The sequence below is a fragment of the Mycobacterium sp. E2479 genome (assembly GCF_001667925.1).
Taxonomy (GTDB): Bacteria; Actinomycetota; Actinomycetes; order Mycobacteriales; family Mycobacteriaceae; genus Mycobacterium.
In genome coordinates this window covers 137228-161789 of sequence record NZ_LZJR01000086.1, presented here as the reverse complement: position 1 = coordinate 161789, position 24562 = coordinate 137228, and the positions used below count along the sequence as shown (strand labels likewise).

At 64.2% G+C, this 24562-nt stretch carries 23 protein-coding genes and 1 pseudogene; 10 read left to right on the top strand and 14 right to left on the bottom strand.

Going from position 1 to position 24562, the window contains the following annotated elements; genetic code table 11:
• Positions 1-88: 88 nt before the first annotated feature.
• Positions 89-892 carry an SDR family NAD(P)-dependent oxidoreductase gene (locus tag A5686_RS12960; protein WP_067934631.1) on the bottom strand — a complete coding sequence of 268 codons (804 nt, stop codon included), beginning with the start codon at positions 890-892 and terminating at the stop codon, positions 89-91.
• A 4-nt stretch (positions 893-896) separates the two neighbouring features.
• On the bottom strand, positions 897-1670 hold the full coding sequence (locus tag A5686_RS12955; protein WP_067934629.1) for an SDR family oxidoreductase: 774 nt from the start codon (positions 1668-1670) through the stop codon (positions 897-899).
• Positions 1671-1915: 245 nt separating this feature from the next.
• Between A5686_RS12955 and A5686_RS12950 the strand changes: the two genes are divergently transcribed.
• The 3 genes from A5686_RS12950 to A5686_RS12940 are packed head-to-tail and all read left to right on the top strand — an operon-like array spanning position 1916 to position 4786.
• Positions 1916-2947 (top strand): hypothetical protein, encoded by a 1032-nt coding sequence (locus A5686_RS12950; protein WP_067934627.1) that lies wholly within the window; start codon positions 1916-1918, stop codon positions 2945-2947.
• Between the two features lie 16 nt (positions 2948-2963).
• Positions 2964-4067 (top strand): dihydrodipicolinate reductase, encoded by a 1104-nt coding sequence (locus A5686_RS12945; RefSeq protein WP_231986372.1) that lies wholly within the window; start codon positions 2964-2966, stop codon positions 4065-4067.
• Positions 4064-4786, top strand: a complete 723-nt coding sequence (locus tag A5686_RS12940) for an alpha/beta fold hydrolase (protein WP_067934625.1) — start codon at positions 4064-4066, stop codon at positions 4784-4786. The genes A5686_RS12945 and A5686_RS12940 overlap by 4 nt, the downstream gene beginning before the upstream one ends.
• Here the strand turns inward: A5686_RS12940 and A5686_RS12935 are convergent.
• Positions 4748-5560, bottom strand: a complete 813-nt coding sequence (locus A5686_RS12935; protein WP_067934624.1) for a mycofactocin-coupled SDR family oxidoreductase — start codon at positions 5558-5560, stop codon at positions 4748-4750. The genes A5686_RS12940 and A5686_RS12935 overlap by 39 nt on opposite strands.
• Before the next feature lie 107 nt (positions 5561-5667).
• Between A5686_RS12935 and A5686_RS12930 the strand changes: the two genes are divergently transcribed.
• A complete protein-coding gene (locus A5686_RS12930) occupies positions 5668-6450 on the top strand; it encodes an SDR family NAD(P)-dependent oxidoreductase (RefSeq protein WP_067934622.1) in 783 nt (260 codons plus the stop codon).
• On the opposite strand, the gene A5686_RS12925 is transcribed toward A5686_RS12930, so the two are convergent.
• The 3 genes and pseudogenes from A5686_RS12925 to A5686_RS12915 form a co-directional block, all read right to left on the bottom strand.
• Positions 6447-7526 carry a dihydrodipicolinate reductase gene (locus tag A5686_RS12925; protein ID WP_197520563.1) on the bottom strand — a complete coding sequence of 360 codons (1080 nt, stop codon included), beginning with the start codon at positions 7524-7526 and terminating at the stop codon, positions 6447-6449. The two genes, A5686_RS12930 and A5686_RS12925, sit on opposite strands and share 4 nt — an antisense overlap.
• Before the next feature lie 30 nt (positions 7527-7556).
• Positions 7557-8122, bottom strand: a pseudogene (locus A5686_RS12920) (SDR family oxidoreductase).
• A gap of 154 nt (positions 8123-8276) precedes the next feature.
• Positions 8277-9890 carry a class I adenylate-forming enzyme family protein gene (locus tag A5686_RS12915; RefSeq protein ID WP_067934619.1) on the bottom strand — a complete coding sequence of 538 codons (1614 nt, stop codon included), beginning with the start codon at positions 9888-9890 and terminating at the stop codon, positions 8277-8279.
• Between the two features lie 107 nt (positions 9891-9997).
• Between A5686_RS12915 and A5686_RS12910 the strand changes: the two genes are divergently transcribed.
• The 4 genes from A5686_RS12910 (at position 9998) to A5686_RS12895 (ending at position 13675) form a co-directional block, all read left to right on the top strand.
• Positions 9998-10528, top strand: coding sequence for a nuclear transport factor 2 family protein (locus A5686_RS12910; RefSeq protein WP_082947622.1), 531 nt, complete (start codon positions 9998-10000; stop codon positions 10526-10528).
• A gap of 136 nt (positions 10529-10664) precedes the next feature.
• On the top strand, positions 10665-11897 hold the full coding sequence (locus tag A5686_RS12905; RefSeq protein WP_067934613.1) for a CaiB/BaiF CoA-transferase family protein: 1233 nt from the start codon (positions 10665-10667) through the stop codon (positions 11895-11897).
• Positions 11894-13132, top strand: coding sequence for a cytochrome P450 (locus A5686_RS12900; protein WP_067934612.1), 1239 nt, complete (start codon positions 11894-11896; stop codon positions 13130-13132). The genes A5686_RS12905 and A5686_RS12900 overlap by 4 nt, the downstream gene beginning before the upstream one ends.
• Before the next feature lie 57 nt (positions 13133-13189).
• Positions 13190-13675, top strand: coding sequence for a hypothetical protein (locus A5686_RS12895; protein WP_231986369.1), 486 nt, complete (start codon positions 13190-13192; stop codon positions 13673-13675).
• A 49-nt stretch (positions 13676-13724) separates the two neighbouring features.
• Here the strand turns inward: A5686_RS12895 and A5686_RS12890 are convergent, their stop codons facing one another.
• From A5686_RS12890 to A5686_RS12855, 8 genes are read right to left on the bottom strand one after another with little or no spacing between them, the layout of a single operon-like run.
• Positions 13725-14327, bottom strand: coding sequence for a TetR/AcrR family transcriptional regulator (locus tag A5686_RS12890; protein WP_082947613.1), 603 nt, complete (start codon positions 14325-14327; stop codon positions 13725-13727).
• 21 nt (positions 14328-14348) lie between these two features.
• A complete protein-coding gene (locus A5686_RS12885; protein ID WP_064951520.1) occupies positions 14349-15518 on the bottom strand; it encodes a lipid-transfer protein in 1170 nt (389 codons plus the stop codon).
• Complete coding sequence (locus tag A5686_RS12880; RefSeq protein ID WP_067934606.1) at positions 15515-15967, bottom strand: MaoC family dehydratase; 453 nt, start codon at positions 15965-15967, stop codon at positions 15515-15517. Before A5686_RS12880 ends, A5686_RS12885 begins: the two co-directional genes overlap by 4 nt.
• Positions 15964-17070, bottom strand: a complete 1107-nt coding sequence (locus A5686_RS12875; protein WP_067934603.1) for an acyl-CoA dehydrogenase family protein — start codon at positions 17068-17070, stop codon at positions 15964-15966. The genes A5686_RS12880 and A5686_RS12875 overlap by 4 nt, the downstream gene beginning before the upstream one ends.
• 21 nt (positions 17071-17091) lie before the next feature.
• Positions 17092-17505, bottom strand: a complete 414-nt coding sequence (locus A5686_RS12870) for a Zn-ribbon domain-containing OB-fold protein (RefSeq protein ID WP_067934601.1) — start codon at positions 17503-17505, stop codon at positions 17092-17094.
• Complete coding sequence (locus tag A5686_RS12865; RefSeq protein WP_067934598.1) at positions 17505-18053, bottom strand: MaoC family dehydratase N-terminal domain-containing protein; 549 nt, start codon at positions 18051-18053, stop codon at positions 17505-17507. Before A5686_RS12865 ends, A5686_RS12870 begins: the two co-directional genes overlap by 1 nt.
• A complete protein-coding gene (locus A5686_RS12860; protein WP_067934596.1) occupies positions 18050-19261 on the bottom strand; it encodes an acyl-CoA dehydrogenase family protein in 1212 nt (403 codons plus the stop codon). Before A5686_RS12860 ends, A5686_RS12865 begins: the two co-directional genes overlap by 4 nt.
• A complete protein-coding gene (locus A5686_RS12855) occupies positions 19261-20493 on the bottom strand; it encodes a cytochrome P450 (protein ID WP_067934594.1) in 1233 nt (410 codons plus the stop codon). Before A5686_RS12855 ends, A5686_RS12860 begins: the two co-directional genes overlap by 1 nt.
• Before the next feature lie 198 nt (positions 20494-20691).
• Between A5686_RS12855 and A5686_RS12850 the strand changes: the two genes are divergently transcribed.
• Both A5686_RS12850 and A5686_RS12845 read left to right on the top strand, forming a co-directional pair.
• On the top strand, positions 20692-22152 hold the full coding sequence (locus tag A5686_RS12850; protein ID WP_067934592.1) for an aldehyde dehydrogenase family protein: 1461 nt from the start codon (positions 20692-20694) through the stop codon (positions 22150-22152).
• Positions 22149-24545 (top strand): CaiB/BaiF CoA-transferase family protein, encoded by a 2397-nt coding sequence (locus A5686_RS12845; RefSeq protein WP_067934590.1) that lies wholly within the window; start codon positions 22149-22151, stop codon positions 24543-24545. The genes A5686_RS12850 and A5686_RS12845 overlap by 4 nt, the downstream gene beginning before the upstream one ends.
• Positions 24546-24562 lie beyond the last annotated feature (17 nt).

Genomic DNA, 24562 nt, shown 5'->3' with positions numbered 1-24562 from the left:
CTCGGTGCCCACCGCACCGGTCGCCCACTGGATTATTCGCAGCCGTCGGGATTCGCCGGTCACCTTATAGACTCCCTTCGCATGTTGATCAGATGAAGTCCGATCCGCCGTCCACGTTGACGGTGGCTCCCGTCACGTAGCCGTTTCGCCGCGACGCCAGATAGGTGGTGGCCGAGGCGATCTCTTCGGGTAGCCCGGCGCGACCGATGTCGCAGGGATGACCGTAGGTCTTTTCGACCCATTTCATCACGTCTTTCGGGTCCGACGAGTCCAGCCCGTCCGCGGCGAGGACATCACGCAGAATCTCGGTGAAGCTGGCCGTCACGATGGTGCCGGGACAGACGCAGTTGACCAGGATGCCCTCGGGGCCCAGGCTTTTGGACAGGTTCTTGGTCAAACTCGACAGTGCCGACTTGGCCGCCGTGTAGGCGACCAGTCGCGCGCTCTGGCGCTGGATCGAATGCGCCGAAAGTGTGACGATGCGAGCCCAGTCAGCCGTTCGCAGCAACGGCAGTGCGGCCCGGACCGAGCGCACGGCTGACAGCGTGCCGAGATCGAATGCGGCGTGCCAGTCATCGTCGGTGAGCTCCTCGAAGGTGCCGGCACTCGGACCGACGGTGTGCACCAGCACATTCAGGCTGTCCCAGGAATCGGCGACCGATGTAAACGCCGACGCGATGGACTCGGCGTCGGCCATATCGGCGCTGATAGCCAGGACTTCGGGGGCGCCGGCACGGCGGACGCACTCCGCCGCAGCGTCCAGCGCTGCCCGCCCGCGCGCCATGATCGCCACCGAGGCCCCCTCGGCCCCAAGGGTTTCGGCGATCGCGAGCCCCATCCCCTTGCTTCCGCCGGTCACAACGGCCGTCGCGCCCTCGAAACCAAGGTCCATTAAGTCATCCTCTCGGGGGCGTAGGGTTTCTGATGATTCGCGGCGCCAGGTGCACGATCTCGCTGACGACCGTAGGGTTCGCACGCGAAACCGCGATCAGGGACAGCATCGCGTTGGCGACATCCTCAACGGCGGACATCTCGGCTGGAATCTGGCCGCCCTGCGCCCAGGCCCGGTACAGGTCGGCCAGCAGGTCGCGGTCTGCGCCGCGCAGGATCTCGGTGTCACACGTGGGGCCGACGCTCACCCGGATCAGGGCGAGCTCGGGGTGCTCGGCCCGCCAGGAGCGCAGGATCTCGTCGAGAGCGGCCTTGCTCGCGTGATAGGCGGCCACACCGGGGCGTGGACGACCGACGTCATGGCTCGATGCGACGACAACCGTGGCGTTTTCGGCCAGGTGGGGTAGCGCCATCCGCAGCACGTGGGAGGCACCGACGGCGTTGACGGCGTAGGCATGCAGCCAGGTCGCGACATCGGTGTCTTCGATCAGCGCGAACGGCACGACAGCGCTGGTGAATACCACCGTATCGAGGCTGCCGAACTTGGCAGCGACGTCGCCGATAACCGTTTCGACGGCACGCGGGTCCGACACATCGAGCTCGTACGCCGAACCGCTCAGCCGATCGGCCAGCTCGGACAGGACGTCCAACCGGCGCGCCGCGAGCGCCACCTCGGCGCCCCTGGAGTGGGCGGCGAGGGCCATCGCCTGTCCGATACCGGACGATGCCCCGATGATCAGCATCCGCGTCCCCGCGATGTTGGAGTGTCGGTCGGCCATACCCGTTTCCTTCGCCAGAGAGTCAGCCGATTCTCTCATGCGAGAATTGTTATTCTCGTCCGGGGTGCTTGAGACGAGCCCCGCCCGCCGAATAGGAGGCCGCGTGGTCGTTCATCTTGATTACCTCAATTTCGAGGGCAAGGTCGTGCTGGCCCGGCTGGATGGTATCGCGACGACCAGGGGACGTGGACGAACATGCCCGTGATCAAGGGCGACAGCGGAATGCCCGCGGACACGGTCGCGACATGACGAATACCCTTGATTCCAGGACGCATTCATCGTCGCGGACCTGGGTGGGGTGGGCAATCTTCGTCGTCGCCTACCTGGCCTTCGCGGTCGTCACAGTAGCGAGCATCCAATCGGGCACACATGGCGACCCGCGGACCACCAATCCCGACCCGACCGCGCCGCCGTATCCGCCGTTCCTCGGTTTCGACAACTGGCCGCTGGCTGTCGCCCTCAGTTCCATTCCGATGGCGATCGGCTTGATCGCGACATTGGTATGGCTCTCGGTCCGGCAGCGCAAGGTGCACTGGACCGTGGTCATCGCGTTCGCCGGCCTCATCACCGGAGCGCTGGATCCCCTGGCCAACTGGGCGACCTTCGCGATCTTCGACCCGCGCATGCTGCACTTCCCCCTGTCGTGGCCGTATGTGAACATCTCGCCGAACCTCGAGCCCGCGTTGGCCTTTCTCGGCGGATATGCCGCCTACTACCTGCTCAATGGTCTGGGATTCCTGCAATTGCATGACCGATTCATCGACCCGCCGATGCAACGCAACGCCTGGCTGGCCCGCCATCGTCTGGTCGGGGTCTTCATCGGCGCAACAATCGTCGCAGTCCCCATCAACGGGTTGATCCAGTTCACCTGGATGCGTTTCGGCATCTTCTTCTACACCGAGGCCGTCGGTCCAACGCTGCAGATCGGCCATATTCATTTCCCACTGATCATGGCGGTCTACGACTCCATCATCTTCGGCATGGTCGCCGTGATGTGCGTCCGCGACAATAGTGGCGAGCTGATCCTGATCAACCGGATCGCCCGGCGGCTCCCGGCGCGGCCCGGAGGTAGCACGGTCACGTTGACGCGCCAGCTGCTGATTTCCTTGGCGGTGGGTCTCGTCTCCTTCGCGGCGCCGCTGGCGGCGCTGTCCGGGTTGCGGGTCGCGGGATTGTCCAAACCCGCCTACGAGCAGAACCCGTATCCGAATATCAAGGTGTACGACCCGTACGGGCATCTCGAGCGATCGGGCAAGCCCGGTCCTTTCTACAAGTAGACCGCAGGGAGTCTTGATGGGTGATCACACGGCCGCCCGCTATCGCGTCGCTCATATCGGCACGGGACTCACCGGGCGGGAAGCATTGCGGGCCACGATTCTCGACCCCGCACTGGAGCTCGTCGGAGTGAAGGTCTCCACGCCGGGCAAGATCGGATCCGATGCGGGCGGCCTCTGCGGCTTGGCGGATGTTGGCGTCACGGCAACAGGAGACGTCGCGGAAATCGTTGGACTGAAACCCGACTGCGTGACCTACTGCGCGACAGCGGTCCGTCGGGAGGATGATGCGGTCGCCGACATTGCCGTGCTGCTGGCGGCGGGGATCAATGTCGTGACGATCTCGACGATCCCACTCGTGTATCCGCCCGCTGCGCCACCCCGCTGGCGCACCGCGCTCGATCAAGCGGCGCGCAAAGGCAATTCGACGTTTTACGCTACCGGTAGCGAGCCCGGCTTCATCAGTCTCAACCTGCCCACCGCCCTGCTTTCCGGCGTGGGCAGGGTGGATTCGTACCGGATGGATGAATACGCGCTCGACCTGGATAAGTCGTATCCAATCTGGGATGTGTTGCACGAGTCGATGGGTTTCGGCAAGCCCGACGGCCACGTGCCCGCCCGGATAGCCTCCGGCAAGGTGAATCATGACTGGGAGACGGTCGTGCGCTATATCGCGGGCGTACTCGGCATCGACCTCGACCGCGTAGAACTGGACTGGGAGACCCTGCTCGCTCCAGCCGACCTGTCAACCGCCATCGGCGTGGTGCCGTCCGGAACGATTTGCGCGCATCGCTGGCAGTTGTCGGGGGTCGTCGACGACCGAAAAGTGGTGGCAGTGCAATATTTCGCGACGGTGAGTTCGACGCCATGGCCCGACCGCTGGCCGAAACCCTCACGCCAGGGACAGGGCGGGATGGTGTTCCGCGTTCAGGGCGACCCCAGCGTGAGCCTGGAGCTGTATTTGGAACAGTCCGAGGAAGGCCGGGTCAATCCCGGAATCACGGCCACGGCGATGGCCGCCGTAAATGCAATTCCTCGCGTGGTGGACGCCGCCCCCGGCGTCATCGAATTGCCTTTGGCCGGGCCTGAAATCGTCGGCAGACTCTCGCGAGCGGCACGTTGACCCTTTTCACCCTGCTGCACGGCGGGATGCATTTCGGATCGTCCTGGGACGCGGTCACTCAAGAGCTTGTGCGGCAGGGCCACCAGGTCGTCGCACCGGACCTGCCGGTCGACGACGACTCGGCCGGCGCGGGGGACTGGGCGCGAGTGGCGCTCGACGCGATAGAGCGTGCCGTCCAGGACTGGGCACCGACGAATGTTGTGGTGGTGGCGCATTCGATTTCGGGACTGTGTGCGCCCGTCCTCGCCACGCTGTACCCGGTGTCCCGGCTGGTATTCGTCGCTGGCCTGCTGCCGGTGCCCGGCCAGTCGTTCGTCGAACATCTGGCCGCCAACCCCGACGCCATCACGTTCCCGGAGCCACCAGAGCACGGTGCCAGGCCCTTCGGATTGACCTGGGAGTCCGTGCGTGACGGCTTCTACCACGACTGTCCGGAAGCACTCGCACGGCGGGCTTTTGACGAACTGCGGCACCAATCATTCACCGTGTTCACCGAGCGTTGCCCGATCGGTCGGTGGCCCGACGCGCCCACGACCTACGTACTCATGCGCGACGACCGTGCGGTGGGAGAGTCGTGGGCTCGGCGCAATGCGGTCGACAGAATCGGGGCGTCGATCGTCGAGTTGGACGGCGGCCACTCGCCCTTCTACTCACGGCCGGCGGAGCTGACCGCGATCCTGCTAGGCCTGGGCAACCCCGACGTCGACGGATATAGCTGAGGCGGTAACGAATTTCGACTCGTCTGAGGCCAGCCACGCGACCGCGTTCGCGACATCCTCGGGCATCGTCACCGCATTGGGCAGGAGCTGCTTGCTGAAGCCGAATTGAGGGAGGGAGTAGGACTCCGCGGCCTGTTGCATCGCTTCGATCATCCGGCCACTGCCCATCGGCGTCGCAACCGACCCCGGGTGCAGGCTGTTCACCCGGATGTTGTAACGGCCGAGTTCCACCGCGAACGAGCGAGTGAGCCCCGTGACGCCGTGCTTACTTGCCGTGTAGGCGACCATGAACGGCTCCATCTTCACCCCCGCTACCGATCCGATGAGAATGATCGACCCGCCGCGTCCTCCGGCAATGATGTGCTTGGCGCCGGCCATCACAGTGTTCCACGTACCGACCAGGTTGATGTTGACGGTGTCCTGAAAATCGCTGGGGGAGACCTGATCCCAGGGGGCTGGACAACATATGCCCGCGTTGGCAACGATCACGTCGAGCCGGCCCAGCTCGACCACTCCTTTGTCGACGGCCGCGCACAGGGCCGGGTGATCGCGCGTGTCCACCATCGCCGTGACGGCACGCCTGCCGTTGGCGGCGACAAGGTCGGCGGTTTCCGCCAACTCGTCCGGGGTGGCCGAATCGTAGGGGACGCTGGGCGGCAATGGGCCGGCAATGTCGACGAGGATTGTGTCGGCACCATCCGCACTGAGCCTGACGGCGTGCGCGCGGCCCTGGCCGCGGGCGGCACCGGTGATGAGGACGACCTTGCCGGTCATGTCTGGCACACCGGTACGGTACACCAACGCACCAGCGCAGAGAACCAGCTTTACCTTTAAGCGAGAATTAGTATTCTACCCTTGGTACTCAACGAAGGAGTGATGCAATGGGCGCACTCGACGGTCAGACCGCTTTCATCCTCGGCGCATCGGCTGGAATTGCCCAAGCGAGCGCGAGGCTGTTGGCCGCCGATGGTGCGACGCTTTATCTTCTCGGGCGATCGGGGGAGCGCCTCAATGCGACCCGTGACGGGATCCTCGCCGTCGCACCGGACGCCGAAATCGTGACCCATAAGGGTGATCCGGAGGACGAGGCTACCGTCGCGGCAGCCGCGCAGGCGGCCTACCACGTCAAGGGGCGGCTGGACATCGTGGTCGGCACCGTGGCCATCGGGGGCACCGGCCCGCTGATCGAGCAGGACCTTGAGACCTTCACCAATTTCGTGATGGGCAATCTGCGGTCGAACTTCCTCGCGATGCGTTACTCGGCGCCACTCATGACGAACGGTGGATCGATCGTGTTCATCTCGTCCACGTCGTCGAAGATTCCGATGGAGGGTCTGGGCCACTACTCGGCGGGCAAAGCCGCGCTGGAGATGATGATCCGCGTCGCGGCATCCGAGCTCGGTCCGAAGGGAATTCGCGTCAACGCCGTCCGGCCGGGCTTGACCGAGGCGGCCACCACCCAGGGCTACATTCACCTGGAAGAGCTGACCAGCAGCTTCCTCGAGCGCGTTCCGCTGGGCCGACTTGGGGTGTCCGACGATATCGCGCCCGGCGTCCGTTATCTGGCGGGCCCTGAGTCGAGTTGGATGACCGGGCAGAGCTTTGCGATCGACGGCGGCAACGAGGTCAGGGGCGCACCCCGCGGCCCGATGTTCACCGTTTAGCCGAAATCCAAAGCATCGCGGGGCGCGGTGATCGGCAGATCCAGTGAGGTCGCGATGCCGGGGGCCGCGTCGATGACGTACGGGATGGCATTCACCACGCGCATGGCCGTCGCCTCCATCGCGTTGTCGTTCCCCGATGCCGGGGTGTCTTCGGTGCCGAAGCGAAGATCGCAGTGGATGTGGGGTTCGCCCTCGATGACGATGCGATAGGTGCCGTTCGGCGCCGAGGCCCATTCGGGTGCCAAGTCGGGCGCCATACGGTTGATGTGCTCGATGGTGATCATCGGATGGCCGTTGACCACCCCGGTCGTCTCGGCCCGCACCGCTCCGCAGGTGCCTGCTGGAATCAGTCCGCACGCCACGTGCAGGTCGCGCGGCGTGATCACCCGTTCATAGCTTTCGGTGACCTCGTCGAGCTCGACTCCTAATGCGCGCGCCACCAGGCCAATAGGTGGTCCCCAGGCGAACTGCTGTGCGCCCTGAAGCTCCAGCATCGGGGTGAAGTCCAGCGGACGGCCGAAGCCCATCGCGTCGAACATCAAGTACTCGTTGGGGTAAGCCGAGTAATCGAAGATCTCCTGCGCGCGAACCGAGCGGATGGTGTTGGACAAGGTCGACAGTATGACGGCGAACTGGTCGCCGGCGAATCCCGGTTCGATACCTGACGTGTATATCGTGACGCCGCCCGCGAGTGCCGCGGCGCGCACCTGATCGGCCAATTCCGGAATCCACCTGTCGGGAAACATCATTCCCGGCGTGTTGGTGGTGACGACGTTGATGCCGGCCTTCAGAAAGCAGACATAATCGCGGACCGCCGCCGCATCCATGTCGGCGCTTGTGGCCGCATAGACCACGCAGTCGGGCTTGAGTTTGATGATGTCGTCGAGATCGGCAGTGGTCGTTACGCCGATGGGGCCGAGCCCGACAACCTCGCCGGCGTCGCGGCCGGTCTTCTCGGGGCTGTGCACCCATACACCGACCAGATCGAGGTGCGCGCGGCGGTTGATCGCGCGTAACGCGATGCTGCCCACGCCGCCTGTCGAGATAACTGCTACGCGTAAGACCCTGTCCGCCAATGTGATTGCTCCTTTGTCGGGTGCTGCTGGTTACAGATCGGGGATGGGGAGGGATGAATTCGGCCCCTGTAGGCCCCCATCGACGATGAAGGTTGAGTTGGTGGCGTAGCAATCGCGAGTGCACAGATACAACGTCAGTCGGCCGAGGTCTGCGACGTCGCCGATACGATGCAACGGCGTCAACTCCTTCAGTTTCTCCTCGGAGCCCGGCATCAGGTCGAAGCTGGATTGCAGCCCGGTCGTCATAAACGCGCCAAGGGCGATGGCATTGACGCGGATTTTCGGTGCAAGCTCGCAGTAGTCGAAGGTCTGTCGGAGGTTGTCGTCGGTGCGGCCCAGAAATGGGCCGAGGTCGCGAATCCCACGTTGTTGACCAGGATGTCGATGCGGCCGAACTCATCGACCGCCGTCCGCACCACGCGCTCGCTGTCCGCGCATCTCTTTCCGGGGCGGGCCGGCATCCGTGGATTGTTGCCCTAAACCGACGACGGTGGCGCCCGCTTCCGCGAGTACCTTGGCGATGCCTTCGCCGACGCCGCGCCCGGCGCCGTCACTATCGCAACCTGACCGTCTAACTTGAACTGTTCGAGTGCCACGAAGCGCCTCTCTGCAGCGGTGGTCGAGTGTGCCGCGGCAAATCTACCGCAATGAGAATTATTGTTCTCCGAGATTGGAAATTGTCCTTGATGGGTGCGGCGTTCCGTTGACGCTGATGGCCACCGAGATGCCCGACGGCCAGCCGGCTGCGCCCTAGGGGTGCGCCAGCAACCCGCTGAGCCGCTGCGCTAACTCCGACTTCTTGACCTTGCCGGTCGCGGTGAACGGGAGGTCCTGTTTTGCGGTGACCCAGATGAACTTGGGCACCTTGTAGGTGGACAGCCGGTCACGCAGCTGAGCCCGCAGGGACTCGCCGTCGAGAGTCGATTCCCCGCGCGGCACCACGGCCGCGGCGACTACCGTCCCGTGCTCCGGGCTTTCTGCCCCGACGACGTACGCCTCAAGCACGCCGTCGCAGTCACCAAGCGCCAGTTCGACTTCGCTCGGCGTGACGTTGGTGCCGCCGCTGGTTTTGATCAGATCCCCCAGCCGTCCGGTGAACTTGATCCAGCCGTCGTCGTACTCAACTCCGCAGTCACCCGTCCGGTAGTAGCCATCCGGGGTGAACACCTCCTCGCGCTCACGTTTGTGCAGACGCTGCATCAATGAGTAACCGCGAACCCATATTTCGCCCGGCGCGCCGACGGGCGCCGGCTGTCCTGTGTCAGGGTCGACGAGCAGATGCTGCAACCCTTCGATGGGTGGGCCGCCGGTTTCGGAGCGCTCGGGCGGCTGCGGCAGATACGGGTCGACGCCGAGGTGATTGCCGCACAGCTCGGTCATCCCAAGGCCGCTGGAGCCCTTGGGCTGACGCTCGGGCGGCACCATCGCGGGCATGCTGGTGCGGTGCACCGAACTCAGATCGCGGGCAGAGAACTCGGGATGTTCGGCCAATGTTTTACCCTGCTGCGGCCAGCCCAGCGCGATGGTCGCGCGGTGTCGCTCCATGAGTTCCAACGCCTCTGCTGCGTCGAATGCGGGCTGGGTCACCAGCGTCGCGCCGTGGTGGATCACCGCGTGCAATCCGGTGATCAGCCCGCCCACCCAGAAGAAGGGCATGGAGGTGAACATCACGTCGTCGTGGGTGACGGCGTACATAAACGTGAGGTTGTAGGTGTGGCGGACCAGTGTGCCCTGGCTGTGTACGGGTCCCTTGGGGTCGCCGGTACTGCCTGAGGTGTAGATGATCATCGCGTCATCGGCCGGTGTCACACACGATTCGACGGAGACGAGAAAGTCGGTGTCGGTATGCGACTGCGTGTCCCCGTCCGTGATCGTTGTCGTCCAGGCCCGATCGGATGGCGCCCACACCGCAACCGTGCGGAGGAATGGGGCCTCGCGTACCGCGATGCGGCCCGGTTCGCGCTGATCGGCCAGCCCGGGCAGCGCATCCTGCAGACGAGCGAGGAAGTCATGGTTGCGGAACCGCGACCACGTGAGAATCGCCCGAAGGTCGGCATGGCGGACAGTCCAGGCCAGTTCGGAACCCTTGTAGAAGGTGTTGAGCGGAACGGCGACCGCCCCGATGCGTGTCGTGGCAAACCATGCCAATGCCCAGTCGATGCTGTTGGGCATCAGGATTCCGACGTGGTCGCCCTTGCCGATGCCCTCGGCGAGCAGATTAGTCGCTAGTGCGGCCGAGCGCCGGTCAAGCTCGGTATAGGTCAATTCCTGCCCGTCGGCGATAAGGAAGGGCCTGTCCCCGAACCGGCCCGAGCATGACCTCACCAGTGTCGGAATCGTGGGCGAAATGTTCGGGAAGGGCATGAGCGCAGGATAGTAGGCTTTCCGGATTACGAGAACACCTGTTCTCATTGCTGGCTACACTTTCCGTCATGGCGTCAGATTCGTCGAGTCCGAGCGCCGAGGAACGGTTGGACCGGCTGGAGTCCAGCATCGCAATCGGCCAGCTGCCGAGCAGGTATGCGATGGCCCTCGACGCCCGTGACCTCGACACACTGGTGGACTTGTTCGTCGACGATGTCGACGCGGGTGCGGAGGGCGCAGGCAGGGCGGCGTTGAAGCGTTGGTACGACCGTGTGCTGCGGCGGTTTTACCGGAGCATTCACCTGATCTGTGGTCATCACTTCGACCTCGTCGACGCCGACCATGCGATCGGATCTGTCTACTGCCGCGCGGAACACGAGGACGGTGACGGGTGGTACGTGATCACGATGCGTTACGACGATGTCTACGAGCGCCGCGAGGGCCGGTGGTGCTTCGTCAAGCGACGTGAACACCCTTGGTATTCGGTCGATGTGACGGAGCGCCCAGGTCCGGAGTTCATGCGCTGGCCGACCGACATTCAATTGCGCGCGGCCATGCCTCAGCGGATGCCGACGTGGCGCGCCTTCTGGGACAACGGAGACCCGGCGCTGCCCGCACGACTGTCGGCGCGCCCGTAGCCCTGGGTACTCGCACCGCGGTCGTCGGCCGATGCGGTTTACAAATAGGTACGAAACTGGGATTCTCGTAGAATGCAAATGAGCGTTATCGCCGTTGCTGATCTGTTTGTGTGCTCGCACCCTCGCACCGCACCCCATGGAGGCCGTCATTTCCATCGACAAAGTTCTCAGCGGTGTCCGCGTGCTGGAGGTTGCCGCCTGGACCTTCGTGCCGTCGGCCGGCGCCGTCCTGGCGGAGTGGGGGGCCGAGGTCATAAAGGTCGAGCCGCGCCAGGGCGGTGACCCGCAGCGCGGGCTCGTCACGATGGGCATCGTCGACGAGGGCGGCGGCACGGTCAACTACATGATCGAGATACCCAATCGGGGTAAGAAGTCGATCGGCGTCGACCTCAGTACCCCCGGTGGCCAAGACGTCATCCGCAAGCTTGCCGCGACGTGTGATGTCTTTCTCACCAGTTATTTGCCAAGCCGCCGCAGAAAACTGGGCATCGACGTCGACGACATCACGGCTGCCAACCCCAGCATCGTCTACGTGCGAGGGTCGGGCCACGGGCCGAAGGGGCCCGACTCGGACAAGCCGGGCTATGACGGCGTCTCTTACTGGGCGCGCGGCGGTATTGCCACCGTGCTCACTGAAGACGCTGATGAGCTGGTGCGCTCGCGGCCGGCCTTTGGCGACCTGCTCGGGGGGATGACGATCGCGGGCGGAATCGCGGCCGCGTTGTACAAAAAGGCCACTACCGGCCGGGGATCGGTGGTGGATGTTTCCCTGCTGGGATTGGCGGCCTGGAACCTCAGCCCCGATGTCGCCGTAAGCCAGATCCACGGCGGCGGCGCGGTTCCGAAGTACAGCCACGCCGACGCACCCAATCCCTTAGTGGGGACCTACCGCACCAAAGATGACCGCTACGTCCAGCTGATGATGCTGCAACTGGACAAGTTCTATCCGGAAACGATGCGCGCCATCGGTCTACCCGAGTTGATCGATGATGTCCGATTCGCCGATCCCGCTGCGCGTTTCGCTAATCGCGCAGAGCTGATCTCGCTGATGGACGATGCGTTCGCGCAACGTACACTCGCACAATGGCGTGAAGCGCTGGCCGACGTTTCCGGCGCCTGGGGCGTGGTTCAGACGCCGGGGGAGCTGTGCCACGACCCGGCTGTGACCGCGAATGGCTATATCGCCAACACCATGACGATGAATGGTTCGCCGTACTCACTGCCCACGAACCCGGTTCAATTCGACGAACAGGCCGTTGTACCGTCGGGGGCACCCGAGCACGGCCAACACACCGAAGAGGTGTTGATGGATGCGGGCTTGGATTGGGACACCATCATGGGCTATAAGGAAGCCGGAGCGATCCTATGAGCCCGACCGCGCCGCAGGTTGTTTCCGGTGACTCCGTCGAGTTCGACCCCTTCTCGGAAGACTTCTTCAACGGAGCGTTCGACACCTACCGGCGGTTGCGCGACACGGCTCCGGTCTATTACAGCGCGAAGTGGGATTTCTGGGCGCTGACCCGCTACGACGACGTTGCGCGCGCAACCAAAGACCACGAAACCTTTTCATCGGCTAAGGGCGCCACGTTGGACATGGTTCAGGCGCACGACGACGCACTGCCAGTTCCCAAAGTGATCATCTCGATGGATCCACCCGAACATCAGAAGATGCGAAAGCTGGTGAGCAACGTTTTCACTCCGCGCGCCATCGCCTCGCTGGAAGACATGGTGCGCGAAAAGCTTTACGAACGCATTCACGCGCTCGACGCATCCTCCTTCGACGTGGTGGCCGACTTCTCGGCACTGTTTCCGAACGAGGTCATTACCACCATGCTGGGTGTGCCGAAGCAGGACCGCGACCAGATTCGGGTCTGGCTCGATCTGCTCATTGAACGACGCCCAGGTGAGATCGCCACCACCCGAGCAGGTTTCGAGGCCTCCACAAAGACCGGGATCTACTACTACAACCTGGTCCAGCAGCGTCGCGCCGAGCCCCGCGACGACATGATCAGCCGACTCATCGAGACCGAGATCGAGCGAGACGGCCAGGTGGAGAAGCTCACTGACGTGGATATCACCGGGTTCGCGACCATGCTCGGGGGAGCAGGCGCAGAGACCGTGACCAAGCTCGTCGGCAACGCCATGGTTGCCTTCGCCGACTTTCCGGACCAGTGGAACAAGCTGCGTGCTGACCGGAGCAGGATTCCCGCGGCGATCGAAGAGCTATTGCGCTACGAGGCACCGTCGCAGTATCAGATCCGCACCGCCACCCGCGATGTCACGTTGCACGGCAGCACAATTCCCGCGGGCAGCGCCGTCCTGCTCGTTACGGGCGCGGCGACACGCGATGAGCGGATGTTTCCGGATCCCGATCGACTCGACATCGACCGGGAACGCAAGATGGGTTTCAACCTCGCGTTCGGTTACGGCGTGCACAGCTGCCTGGGGGCGGCGCTGGCGAGGATGGAGAGCCGCATCGCGCTGGAGGCTCTGCTTGACCTCATCCCGGAGTACGAAATCGATCGCAGCGGGTTGCGGCGGGTCGCGATGTCGAATGTCTGTGGCTGGTCCAATGTTCCCGTGCGTAAGAAGGGGACAACGTGATGTCGGATCGAGCGACTGCACCGCAGGATCGCCCATGCAAAATGGGAAACGTACGCGATGGCTCCGGAGACCAAGAAGATCAGCTACGGCGATGAGTGGATCTACGCACCGGACGCGGTGATGATGTGCCCCCTCTTCAACAACGGGGCGGAGAGCCCGATGGCGAACCTCGCGTCTGATGAGGTCCTGGAGGCGATGCAGAACTTCGCGCCGGATGGTGACATGCCCACTTGCGAATTTCGCATGTGGTGGAAGCACTTGCCCGACTTTCGGATCGTTACGCGGTTTGACTGCGCGGCCGCAGATTGGGGGTTCGCGGTCCGCGACACCTATGCGGGAACGCTGGCCGACGGGACCGTGCTCGAACTCCACGAATGGGACTACGCGTGGACCAACGAGGAGGGCCACATCACTCGTTGGGACTGGTTCGTCGATTCCCCGGAGTGGTACCCCTTCGTCGAGCTCATCGGCCTCGATCCCAACGGTCTGACGTACCAGGCATACACCGTCAACTTCCTCCGTGAAGGCAGCATTTCGAGATGATTTCCGGATGCGGCTGCAGAGCCAAGGGTGCAACGCTGCCCGCGAGCGACTAGCGCGTCCTGAACCGGCCGTTTAAGAATCCGCGCACCACGTAGCCGCGGATGAAGTCGGCGACGGCGTCGTCGTTACCCATGTCGAGATAGGGCGACGGAGTTGTGAACAGCGAGAACAACATCCGAGCGAACCACTCCGTTGCCGCGCGGATGTCGAGGTCAGAGCGCACCTCGCCGGTGAGCCGCGCGGCCGAGACATAGGGCGCGAGAAACTCGCTGCATTCCCGCAGGAGAGTCGAGGCGTTCTTGGTCAACATCAGGTTGACCTCTTCTTGGTCGAAATACGACTCGGGCTCCACCACCCGACGGGCCTGGGTGACAAAGACGCCGGCGCGTACCAACTTGTCCTCTAGCGTGCTCCCGCCGTGGCGGTCGATCGCCTTGGCCAGCCTGCGATAGAAGCTCTGCGAGGCCGCTTCCGCGCAGGACTCGACGATCGTTTCCTTGTCCCGGAAATACTCGTAGAACGTGCTCCTGGAAACACCTGCGGCCCTGGCGATGTCGACGATCGTCGTCTTCCGCAAGCCCTGTGTGCGAAAGCATGCGAACGCGGCCGAGATGAGTACTGCGCGTGTGTCGACCGCGGTCGCGTGCGTCACCAGGCTGCCTCGCTTCCGTACTCAGCGATCGGGCGCGAGGATCAAACCGCTCGTCGGGACGCCCGTCCCCGAGGTGACGAGCACGTGTTCGACGTTGTCCACCTGATTGTGGGACGTGCCGCGCACCTGCCGCACGCCCTCGGTAATGCCGTTCATGCCATGGATGTAGGCCTCGCCCAGCAGCCCACCGTTGGTGTTGATCGGCATGCGGCCGCCGATGGACAGGTCGTCGACCGAGACGAAGTCCTTTGCCTCCCCGCGTCCGCAGAACCCCAGTTCCTCGAGTTGAGTGAAGACGAAGGGTGTGAAGTGGTCGTAGAGGAATGCCGTCGAAATGTCTTGCGGCTTGAGGCCGGAGTCTCGCCACAGCTTGGCGCCGACGACACCCATCTCAGGCAGGCCCGTGATCTCTTCGCGGTAATAACTCGTCATTACTTCGCCGTCGTAGGCGGCACCCTGCGCGGCGGCCGTGATGACGGCGGGCGGCTTGGCCAAGTCTCGCGCCCGCTCGACGCTCGTCACAACCATTGCGACGCCGCCGTCGCTTTCCTGGCAGCAGTCAAGGAGTCTCAGCACCGGGTCGATGATCCATCGCGATTGCTGGTGTTGCTCAAGGGTTATCGGTTTTCCGTAGAACCAGGCGTCGGGGTTGTTCGCCGCGTGCTTGCGGTCGATGACGGAGATCTTGCCGAAGTCGGCGTTGGTGACGCCGTAGGTCGTCATGTACCGTTGGGCGTGCAACGCGACCCAGGCTGCCGGGGTCATGAACCCGAACGGCGCGTACGGCGCCATCCACAACGGTGTTACGCCCGGCTGGCGGCCGGCCCCGCCGAAGCGGAAGCCGGAGCGCTCGTTGAAGGCGCGGTAGCACACTACCGCCTCTGCCGCACCCGTCGCGACAGCCATCGCGGCCTGCATCACGGTTCCCGCGGCCGCCCCGCCCCCGTGGGGGACCCTGGTGAAGAAGGTCAGGTCGCGGATTCCGACATTGCGGGCGACCTCGATTTCCTCGTTGTCGTCGACGCTGAAGGTGACCATGCCGTCGATCTCGGAGGGGCGCAGCCCGGCGTCGTCGATAGCGGCCTTCACCGCCTCGCAGGCGAGCTGCATCTCGCTTCGGCCCGATTCTTTGGAGAATTCGGTTTGGCCTATCCCGACGAGGGCAGCCTTGCCGCCAATGCCGTCGGTCATGCATCCACGCCTTTGAGCAGGCTGAGCACCGCGGTGCCGGAGACGTGGTCCCCCAGGCTATTGGTGCCCTTGAAGGTAACCTCGACCAGTCCTTCGCCGTCGGTCGACGATTTGTCCGTAACTGATCCCGTGAAGCGCATCGGATCATTCGGGTAGGCCGGCACGCCGAGACGAATGGAAAGCTTCCTGATCATCGCCTCGGGACCCGCCCAGTCGTGCAAGAACTTCACACACAGCCCGTTGGTCGTCAGGATATTCAAGAAAATGTCCTTAGAGCCTTGCGAATTCGCGAAGTCCCGGTCGTGGTGCACCGGCATGTAGTCACGGGACGCGATGGCGCCGGCGACTATCAGCGTGGTGGTCACCGGAACGTCCATCGGCGTGATTTCGTCGCCGACGTTGATGGAGTTGAATGCCAGCGTTGTGGTGCGGTCGACGGTGGAGGTCATTTGCTTCCTTCCGGGTAGGCGGCGCCGAGCCGGGCCAGTTGTTGGGAGGCCGAGCCGAGTGAAAGCTCAATCTGCTTGGCCCACAGAAAATAACGGTGAAGCGGATAGGTGACATCGATACCCATGCCGCCATGCACCTGCTGGGCCGACGCGACGACCCGTGCCCCCGCTTCGGCCGCCCAGAACTTGGCGATGGACGCTTCGCGGCCGGCGGGCCGGCCCTGGGCAATCAACCACGCCGCGTGCCAGGTCGTCCAGCGAATGGCCTCGACGTCGATGAACGCATCGGCCAGCCGTTGCTGCACCGCCTGGAACGAGCCGATCGGCCTGCCGAACTGCTCACGTTCGCTGGTGTAGGAAGCGGCGAGCCTCAGCGCTCGTTCGGCCACGCCGACCTGCATGGCGCATAGGCCGATAAGTGCCCGGGTGTACAGCGAACCGACCGCGCGGGCACCGTCAACGCCGAGCCGGTGTCCGATGGCGCCGGCGAGTTCCACGTCTCCGTAGGGTTCACCGTCGGTGGTGTCCGCCGCCGTCACGGTGACGCCGTCGGTCTGCGAGTCGACGACGAACAGGCCCGCGCCGTCGTCGGCCCGGGCCGAAACCACGATGGCGTCGGCAAGTTGCGCCGCGGGCACGAGTTCCTTGTTGCCGTCCAGGATCCAGGTGTCCCCATCGGCCCGCGCGGCGGTGCGTGGCGCGGTGGGATCGGAGTTGCCCGGTTCGGTGAGTGCTGCGGTCAGGATTGCACTGCCATCCACTACCTTCGGTAGGTAACGCTGCTGAAGTGCTGAGTCCCCGTGTCGCGCAATCGTGTCCGCGCCCAGCACGAGCGTCGCGTAAACGGGGACCGGCGCTACGCTCCAGCCGACCTCGGCGAGTAGGACGCCGAGGTCGAGGAAGCCACCACCGCTACCGCCGATGGCCTCGGGTAGCGCGATGCCCAGCAAATCCGACGCAGCCAGCTCGCGCCACAGCGCGGGGTCGTGCCGGACCGGGCCCGATTCCAGGTCGGTGAGATGTTCGGGCGTGGCTCGGTGCTCGAACAGCTGACGGGCCACCTTGCCGACGGTCTCTTGTTCTTCGGTGAAGGAAAAGTCCATGCTCGCTTGACGCCTCGCTTGTCAGCGCGCGGGCCGGAACTGGTGCAGCACCAGCTCTTCGCCGCTCGGGATTGCTTCGAACTTCTCGTAGAAGACTTCGACTGGTAGCCCGACCTCGATGGTCGTTGGCTCGATGTCGCACAGGTTCGAGACGATGCGCACGCCTTCGTCGAGCTCGATCAGTGCCACCACGTAGGGGTACTGGAGGAACGGCAGCGGCGGATATTGCGGCATTATGAAGCTGTAAACCGTTCCACGCCCGGTCGATTCGACGGAATCCCAGTTGAGTGATTGACAGCTTCCGCACATCGGGCGAGGCGGCACCCGTAACGTCTTGCAGTCCGTGCACCGCTGGATCAGCAGCTTATGGTCTTTGAGTCCTGACCAGAAGAACTCGGTGTCCGGACTGATCGAAGGGGCAAGTCTGTTGGCCATCAGCTTCCTGTCTTGAATCGCAGGGTACGGAACCGTTGGCGGCCGATCACTTCACCGTTCTGATCGCGGTAGGTCGTAATCCAGGTGACGAAGTATCCCATGCCCATCGCTGTCTTCTTCTCATCGGAGATGGTCTCGAAAACGGTTTCGGCGGTGATGTCGTCGCCGACGCGCGGGTATCGCTCGAGCTCGAACTCGGAGTTGGTGGCGACGGTGCCGGTGTAGCCGGCGTCGGTGAGGAACTGCAGCGGGTTCTCCTTGAGCTCGACCGGGACTCCGCCGCGTTCGTGAATGCCGACCAGTTTGGGTGGGGCCATGGTCCACGACTGCAGCATGACGGGAGGTGAGACCAGGCCGCCGTAGCGGGAGGAAGCGGCGAACTCCGGATCCAGGTATGCGGGGTTCAGATCGTCCAACGCGTACGCCCAGTGCCGAATCATGGCCGCGTTAACGGGATCTGGCGCCTTGACGGGCTGCCCTGAACTGATCGGCTTTCCGATGAGGGCATCGAGGCGTTCGCGCAGCTCGTCTTTCGTTGTCTCGGTCACGGGTTGGAGCTTCCTTTCTCCGATGCGCTGGCGGCCCGCATGTCGCGGGGCGCGCGCGGCATCCCGAGACCGGCGATAGCGATGATGTCGCGTTGAAGCTCGTTTGCCCCGCCGCCGAATGTGTTGATGACCGCAAGGCGGTAGGCGCTTTCCAGCTCGCCCTTGAGCGGGGCCGCCGTGCCCTTGCGCACACCCGCCTGCCCCACGACGTCGAGAAGTTCCCGAGCAACCTGTTGGGTGAGCTCGGTACCGAATACCTTTGCCGCGGAGGCTTCGCCCATGCCGAGCGCCCCAGAGCTCATCGTCGCGTTCACGCGCAAGTTCAGCATCCGGTAGGCGGCGACTTGTGCTTCGACCCGGGCCAGCGCCTGCTGCACCCAGGGCTGGTCGATGACCAAGCCGTCGTCGAGCGGTGTCGTGGACGCCCATTTGAGCGTCTTATTGAAGAGCGGTTCCAGCGCACCGAGGTTGCCGAGGGCGGCGCGTTCCAGGTTCAGCTGGTTCGTCACGAGCGTCCAACCCTGGTTTTCGCCGAGCACGACGGCACTCTTCGGGACTCGGACGTCATCGTAGAACGTGTAGTACGTGGACACACCCGGCATGGTGTGAAGTGGCTTCCAGGAAAAGCCCGGTGAGTCGGTCGGCACGATGAATAATGTGATTCCCTTGTGCTTCTTGACAGTTGGGTCGGTGCGCGCCGCCAACCAGATGTAGTCGGCGAACTCGGCGCCGCTGGTGAACATTTTCGATCCGTTGATGATGAACTCGTCGCCGTCGCGCACAGCGGTGGTGCGCAGCGACGCGAGGTCGCTGCCGGCGCCGGGCTCCGAGTAGCCGATCGCGAAATCGACCGTGCCCTTGAGGATTGCGGGCAGGAATTTGGACTTTTGCTCGTCGGTTCCGTATTGAATGAGGGTGGGGCCCACCGTGTTGAGCGTGATCATCGGCAACGGCGCGTTGACTCGCCGCGCCTCCTCCGAAAAAATGTACTGTTCCAGTGCCGTTAGCCCGCCGCCACCGTATTCCACCGGCCAGGCGACTCCGAGCAGCCCGGCTTCACCGAGGGCGCGCCGGCACTCGGTCATTGCGGCACCCCCCTCGGTGAGGTTGGCGACGGCGGCGCGACGCTCCGGTGTCATCACCGCCTCGAGGCGCGTCCGATAGTAGTGTCGCAGCTGTTCTTGCTCGGGCGTGTAGTCGAAGTCCATCAGTTGCCGGCTCCCAGTCGGATCGGCATGCGTTTCACCCCCGGCACCATGGTGGCGCGAAGTCGTGACACGTCACCGGTGAGCTCGATGGTCGGATAGGTGCCCAACAGCACCTCGAACATCACCCTGGCTTCGAGGCGAGCGAGCTGAGCCCCAAGGCAGGCGTGCTCGCCCGCACCGAATGCGATGTGCGGGTTCGGGTTACGGGTGATGTCAAACTCTTCACAGGTGGGCCCGAAAATCTCTTCGTCGCGGTTGGCGGCGCCGTAAAGCATGACAACGGTGTCGCCCGCCTTGATCTGCTGACCGCGGATTTCGACGTCCTCGGTGGCCTCGCGGGCCATATGGGTGACCGGGCTGGTGAATCGCAGCATTTCCTCGACAGCACAGGGCAGCAGCGCCGGGTTCGCTCGCAGCAGGGCGAACTGATCGGGGTGGTCGATGAGCGCCAACGTGCCGAGTGCGATGAGGTTGCGGGTCGTCTCGTTGCCGGCGACCAATAGCAGGAAAGAGAAGTTCAGCAGATCCGCGTCCGTGAGTTGCTCGCCGTCGACCTCGGCCGCGGCCAGGATGCTCAGCAGATCGTCTTGCCCACTGACCTCGCCGCAACGTCGTGCGGCGATGAGCTTGGTGAAGTACTCGTACAACTCACCGAGTGCGACGACCGAGTCCAGTTCGATATCCGGGTCGGCCGTGCCAACCGCGGCGTCCGACCATGCGCGGAACTGCTCCCAGTCTTCGGGCGGGGCACCGAGCATCTCGGCAATCAGCCGGGTGGGAAGGGGTGCGGCGATCTCTTCGGCGAATTCGTACTCGCGCGACGGGTCGACGCTGTCTACGATTCCCTTCACGATCTCGCGCACCTTGGGCTCCAGCAACTGCACCTGGCGGCGCGTGAAACCGGAGTTGATTAGCTTGCGAAGCTGCCGGTGACGCGGGGGATCGGTGAAGATGAGGTTGCCCTCCTGAACGGGTGCAGGCTGGGCGGGATCGGGAATCGAGATGCCCTTCGTTGACGAGAACGTCAGCGGGTGGCCCGAGACGTAACGGATGTCCTCGTACTTCAACAGCGCCCAGAAGTTCGTGACGTCGTTCCACACGACGGGAGTGGTGTTGCGAAGCTCCCGGTAGACCGGGTAGGGGTCGCCGGCGTAGAAGTCCGGTGAGTGCAACGGAACGGTGGTAGTGGGCACAGCAGGCCTTCCTCGACACAGAGAGCTGCTCGGACACATTAGGAAAGAATGTCCGTTTCCAAGGTGTCTACCGTACACGCGACGCACCTGTCAATCGAAGCGTATATAGCGATAGATTAGGGTTAATTGCCTGTTGACGGCGTCGTGGTAGCCGTGTACACACAGTCGAAGTATGTAAGTTTTCAATGGCGTTGCACCGCTGCGGCGCGGTCAAGCAGTCAGGAAGGCAGGCAGGCGATGGCTGGCTCTCGGTCTCTCCTCGACGCATACGGGCACTTCATCGATGGCCGGTGGGTAGACGCGGATAGTGGGCGCTACGACGTCGTCAACCCCGCCACCGAGGAAGTGATCGGCACCGCACCCGACGCGAGCGTCGCACAGGTCCAGCAAGCGATCGCGGCGGCGCGGGCCGCATTCGACGCCGGCGCGTGGCCATCGGCCGAACCCGCGGAACGCGCGCGATGCCTGCGACAACTCAGCGATGCCTTGATGGCCAGAGGCGAGGAGATCTACGCGCTGGCGCAGGCCGAATGGGGTTGTACGGCAAACGAGCGGATTATTCACGTCGAGGGTCCGGCATTCATGGTCGGTCACGCCGCCGAACTCGCGATCGAGCCTCAAGAGGCTCAGCTGGACGCGTGGGGTGCCGCGGGCACCACGCTGTTGCGCTACGAGCCTCTCGGTGTGGTGGCCGCTATGACGCCATGGAACTTCCCGCACACCCTTAACGTCATGAAGCTAGGTGCGGCGCTGGCGGCCGGCAACACACTTGTGCTCAAGCCTTCGCCGCTGACGCCACTGGCAGGGTTGGCGTTGGCGCGAATCATCGATGAGGACACCGACATTCCGGCAGGCGTCGTCAACGTGGTGACGCCGACCAGTGTCGAGGCCAGCAGGAGCTTGACATTGGATCCTCGGGTCGACATGGTCAGCTTCACCGGCAGCTCGGCCGTCGGCCGCGATGTGATGGCGGCCGCCGCGACCTCGATGAAGCGCGTTTTGCTGGAATGCGGCGGCAAGTCTGCGACCGTACTACTGCCCGACGTCGACGTCACCGACGAATTGTTGGAGCGGCTGCTGTTCGAGGGATGCACTATGCATGCCGGCCAGGCCTGCATCCTCAACAGCAGGCTGCTGGTTTCCGACGCGATTCATGACGAGGTGGTGGACCGGCTCGCCGCGCTGGCTCGCACCGTCGTGATCGGTGACCCCGTCGATCCGGCCGTCACCATGGGACCGCTGATCAGTCGCGAACATCTCGACCGCGTCGAGGGATTCGTCAAGCGCGCCGAAGCCGACGGTGCAACCGTGGTGGCCGGCGGAGCCACACCGAAGGATTTGGGCAGCGGCTATTATTTCGAGCCGACGATCCTTCGCGGTGCATCGGCGGATTCCTACATCGCGCAAGAGGAAGTGTTCGGTCCCGTACTCACCGTGTTGCGGTACCGGGACGACGATGACGCGGTCGCCATCGCCAACAACTCGGCCTATGGTCTGGGTGGTGCGGTGTGGGGAAGCGACGTCGACCGCGCGGTCGCCATCGCCCGCCGGATCAGGACCGGGCAGGTGTCGATCAACGGAACGATCCCCGGAGACGCCCCGTTCGGCGGCTTCAAGCAGAGCGGAATCGGCCGGGAGGGCGGTGTAATGGGATTGCGGGCCTACATGGAGCCCAAGGCCATCGGGATACCCGCGTGAACCGGCCGCTGGCCGGTTTGCGCGTCGTCGAGGTGGCCTCCGAGATCGCAGGCCCCTACTGCGCGAAGCTGCTCGTCGATCTCGGCGCCGACGTGTGCAAGATCGAGCCCCTACAAGGTGACCCCCTGCGTCGATGGGGTCCGTTCCCGTCCGAAAATCCGGATCCGCCGCATGGCGGGCTGTTCGAGTACTTGAACGCAGGAAAGCGCGGCACCGCAATCGATCTGACGAGGGAAAACGACATCGCAGCAGTCCACGAATTGATTTCTGCGGCAGACGTGCTGGTGGAGAACCTGCCGGTAGGCACGACGGAGCGTTCGGACTGGGGCCTGGACGGGGACACCCTCGAACGGCTCAACCCGAATCTTGTCGTGGTCAGGATCTCCAACTTCGGTCAGGACGGACCGCTGTCCAGCAGGGTGACGACTCCGCTGACCCTGCAAGCTGCGGCGGGATGGGTCAACGTGCGCGAGCCCGGTCGGGAGCCGGTGCAGGCCGGTGCCCGAATCCCGGAGTACATCGCCGGCGGGTACGCGGCCCTGGGCGCGTTGACGGCGCTGCGGATCGCCGCGGCCCGAACGGGTCGGCCGGTCGAGGTGGATGTGTCGATGTTCGAGTCGCTGCTGTCGACATTGCCCTATCCGATGCTGATGGCTGCACGCCTGAAAAGCCTTGGCTTACCGACGAATTCCAAAGCGGCACCGATGCTGGGAATCGTGCCGGCCGCCGACGGTTGGATCGGGATCAACTGTTTGACGGGTCAGCACTGGCTGGATGTGTGCGCGATGATCGGGCTGCCCGAGTTCGGCGAGCATCAGCTGGCGATCATGCTGGGCGGGCCTGAGCGCGATGAGTTTTTCGCGAAGGCGCAGCCCTTCCTCGATTCGATGTCCGTTGCCGATCTCGTCGAGTTGAGTCAGGCCATGCGGATACCGGCGGCGCCGGTCACGAACGGCGATACCATCCTGAGCTCTCCGCAGTACGCCGAGCGGGGCTTTTTCCTCGAAGCCGGCTCGGGCGCAGGGCGATTCACGAGACCCGGTGCGCCGTTCCGGCTTTCGAAGACCCCGGTCCCGCCGCCGCTGCCCGCTCCCGACGTCCGAAGGGGAGTGCCGGCCGGGTGGAGTGAACGCAACGCGGCCCAGCGCGAGACGAACGCCCTAGACATCGCGCTGCCGTTCGCCGGTTTGAAGGTGTTCGACTTGAGCACCTTCTGGGCAGGCGCGTATCTGACGTGCTACCTCGGCGCGTTCGGTGCCGATGTCGTCAAGGTCGAATCCATTCAGCGCCCCGATGGGCATCGCTACTCGGGTGCGCTGCTGCGCGAGGGCGACGACTGGTACGAGCGCGGGCCCCTATGGCAGGGAACCAATCTCAACAAGCGCGACATCACATTGGACCTGACCTCCGCTGAAGGCCGGGAGCTGGCGCTGCGCCTGGCCGCCGAGGCCGACGTGGTGGTGGAGAACTTCTCGCCGCGCGTGGTGGAGCAATTTGGGCTGGACTACGACTCCATCTCGCAAGTCAACCCTGCCGTGATCATGGTGCGGATGCCCGGATTCGGGTTGGAGGGACCGTGGCGCGACTACGTGGGCTGGGCACTGAACATCGAACAGGTGGCGGGGATGTCGGCCGTGACCGGGTACGCAGACGGACCGCCGTGCAATCTGCAGGGGCCCGCTGACCCGATTGCCGGCGTGCACGCCTGCGTCGCGCTGCTGGCCGCCCTCGAACATCGACGCCGCACCGGCGAAGGTCAGCTGATCGAGGCCGCACAAATCGAGATTGGTGCGGCGGTCACCGCCGAACCCGTCATCGAGTACTCGTTGACGGGCACGGTGCGTCCTCGCGAGGGAAACCGCCACCGCGAATACGCCCAAGGCGTCTACCCCACCAGCATCGCCGACGAGTGGGTGGCGCTGTCCGTGCGCGACGATGCTGACTGGCTTTCGGTGCTGGATGCCATCGACCGCGATGACCTGCGCGACGATGCGCGGTTCATGACCGCGCAGGCCCGCAGGGAACACCACGACGAATTCGACGAGATCATGACCAGCTGGACGTGCACGCAGCCCGCGGACGAGCTCGTTGCCACGCTCGCGCACCTTGGGGTGCCCGCGGAGCGGCTGCTTGCCGCCGACCGGATGTATGACGTCGGACAGCTTGAGTCGCGCGGCTTCTACCAGGACCTGGACCATTCGATCACCGGTCGCCAGAGATTTCCCGGCTGGCCATTTCGGATTTCACCGGGTCCCGTGCACCAGCACCGGACGGCGGCCCCGACGCTTGGGCAGCATAACGCCGAGGTCCTTGGGGCGCTTGGGCTTTCCGATGCGGAGATCGCCGCATTGCGTGAACAACGGATCATCGGCGAACGTGTCCTGAACGCTTGATGTTTGGTCCCCGGCTA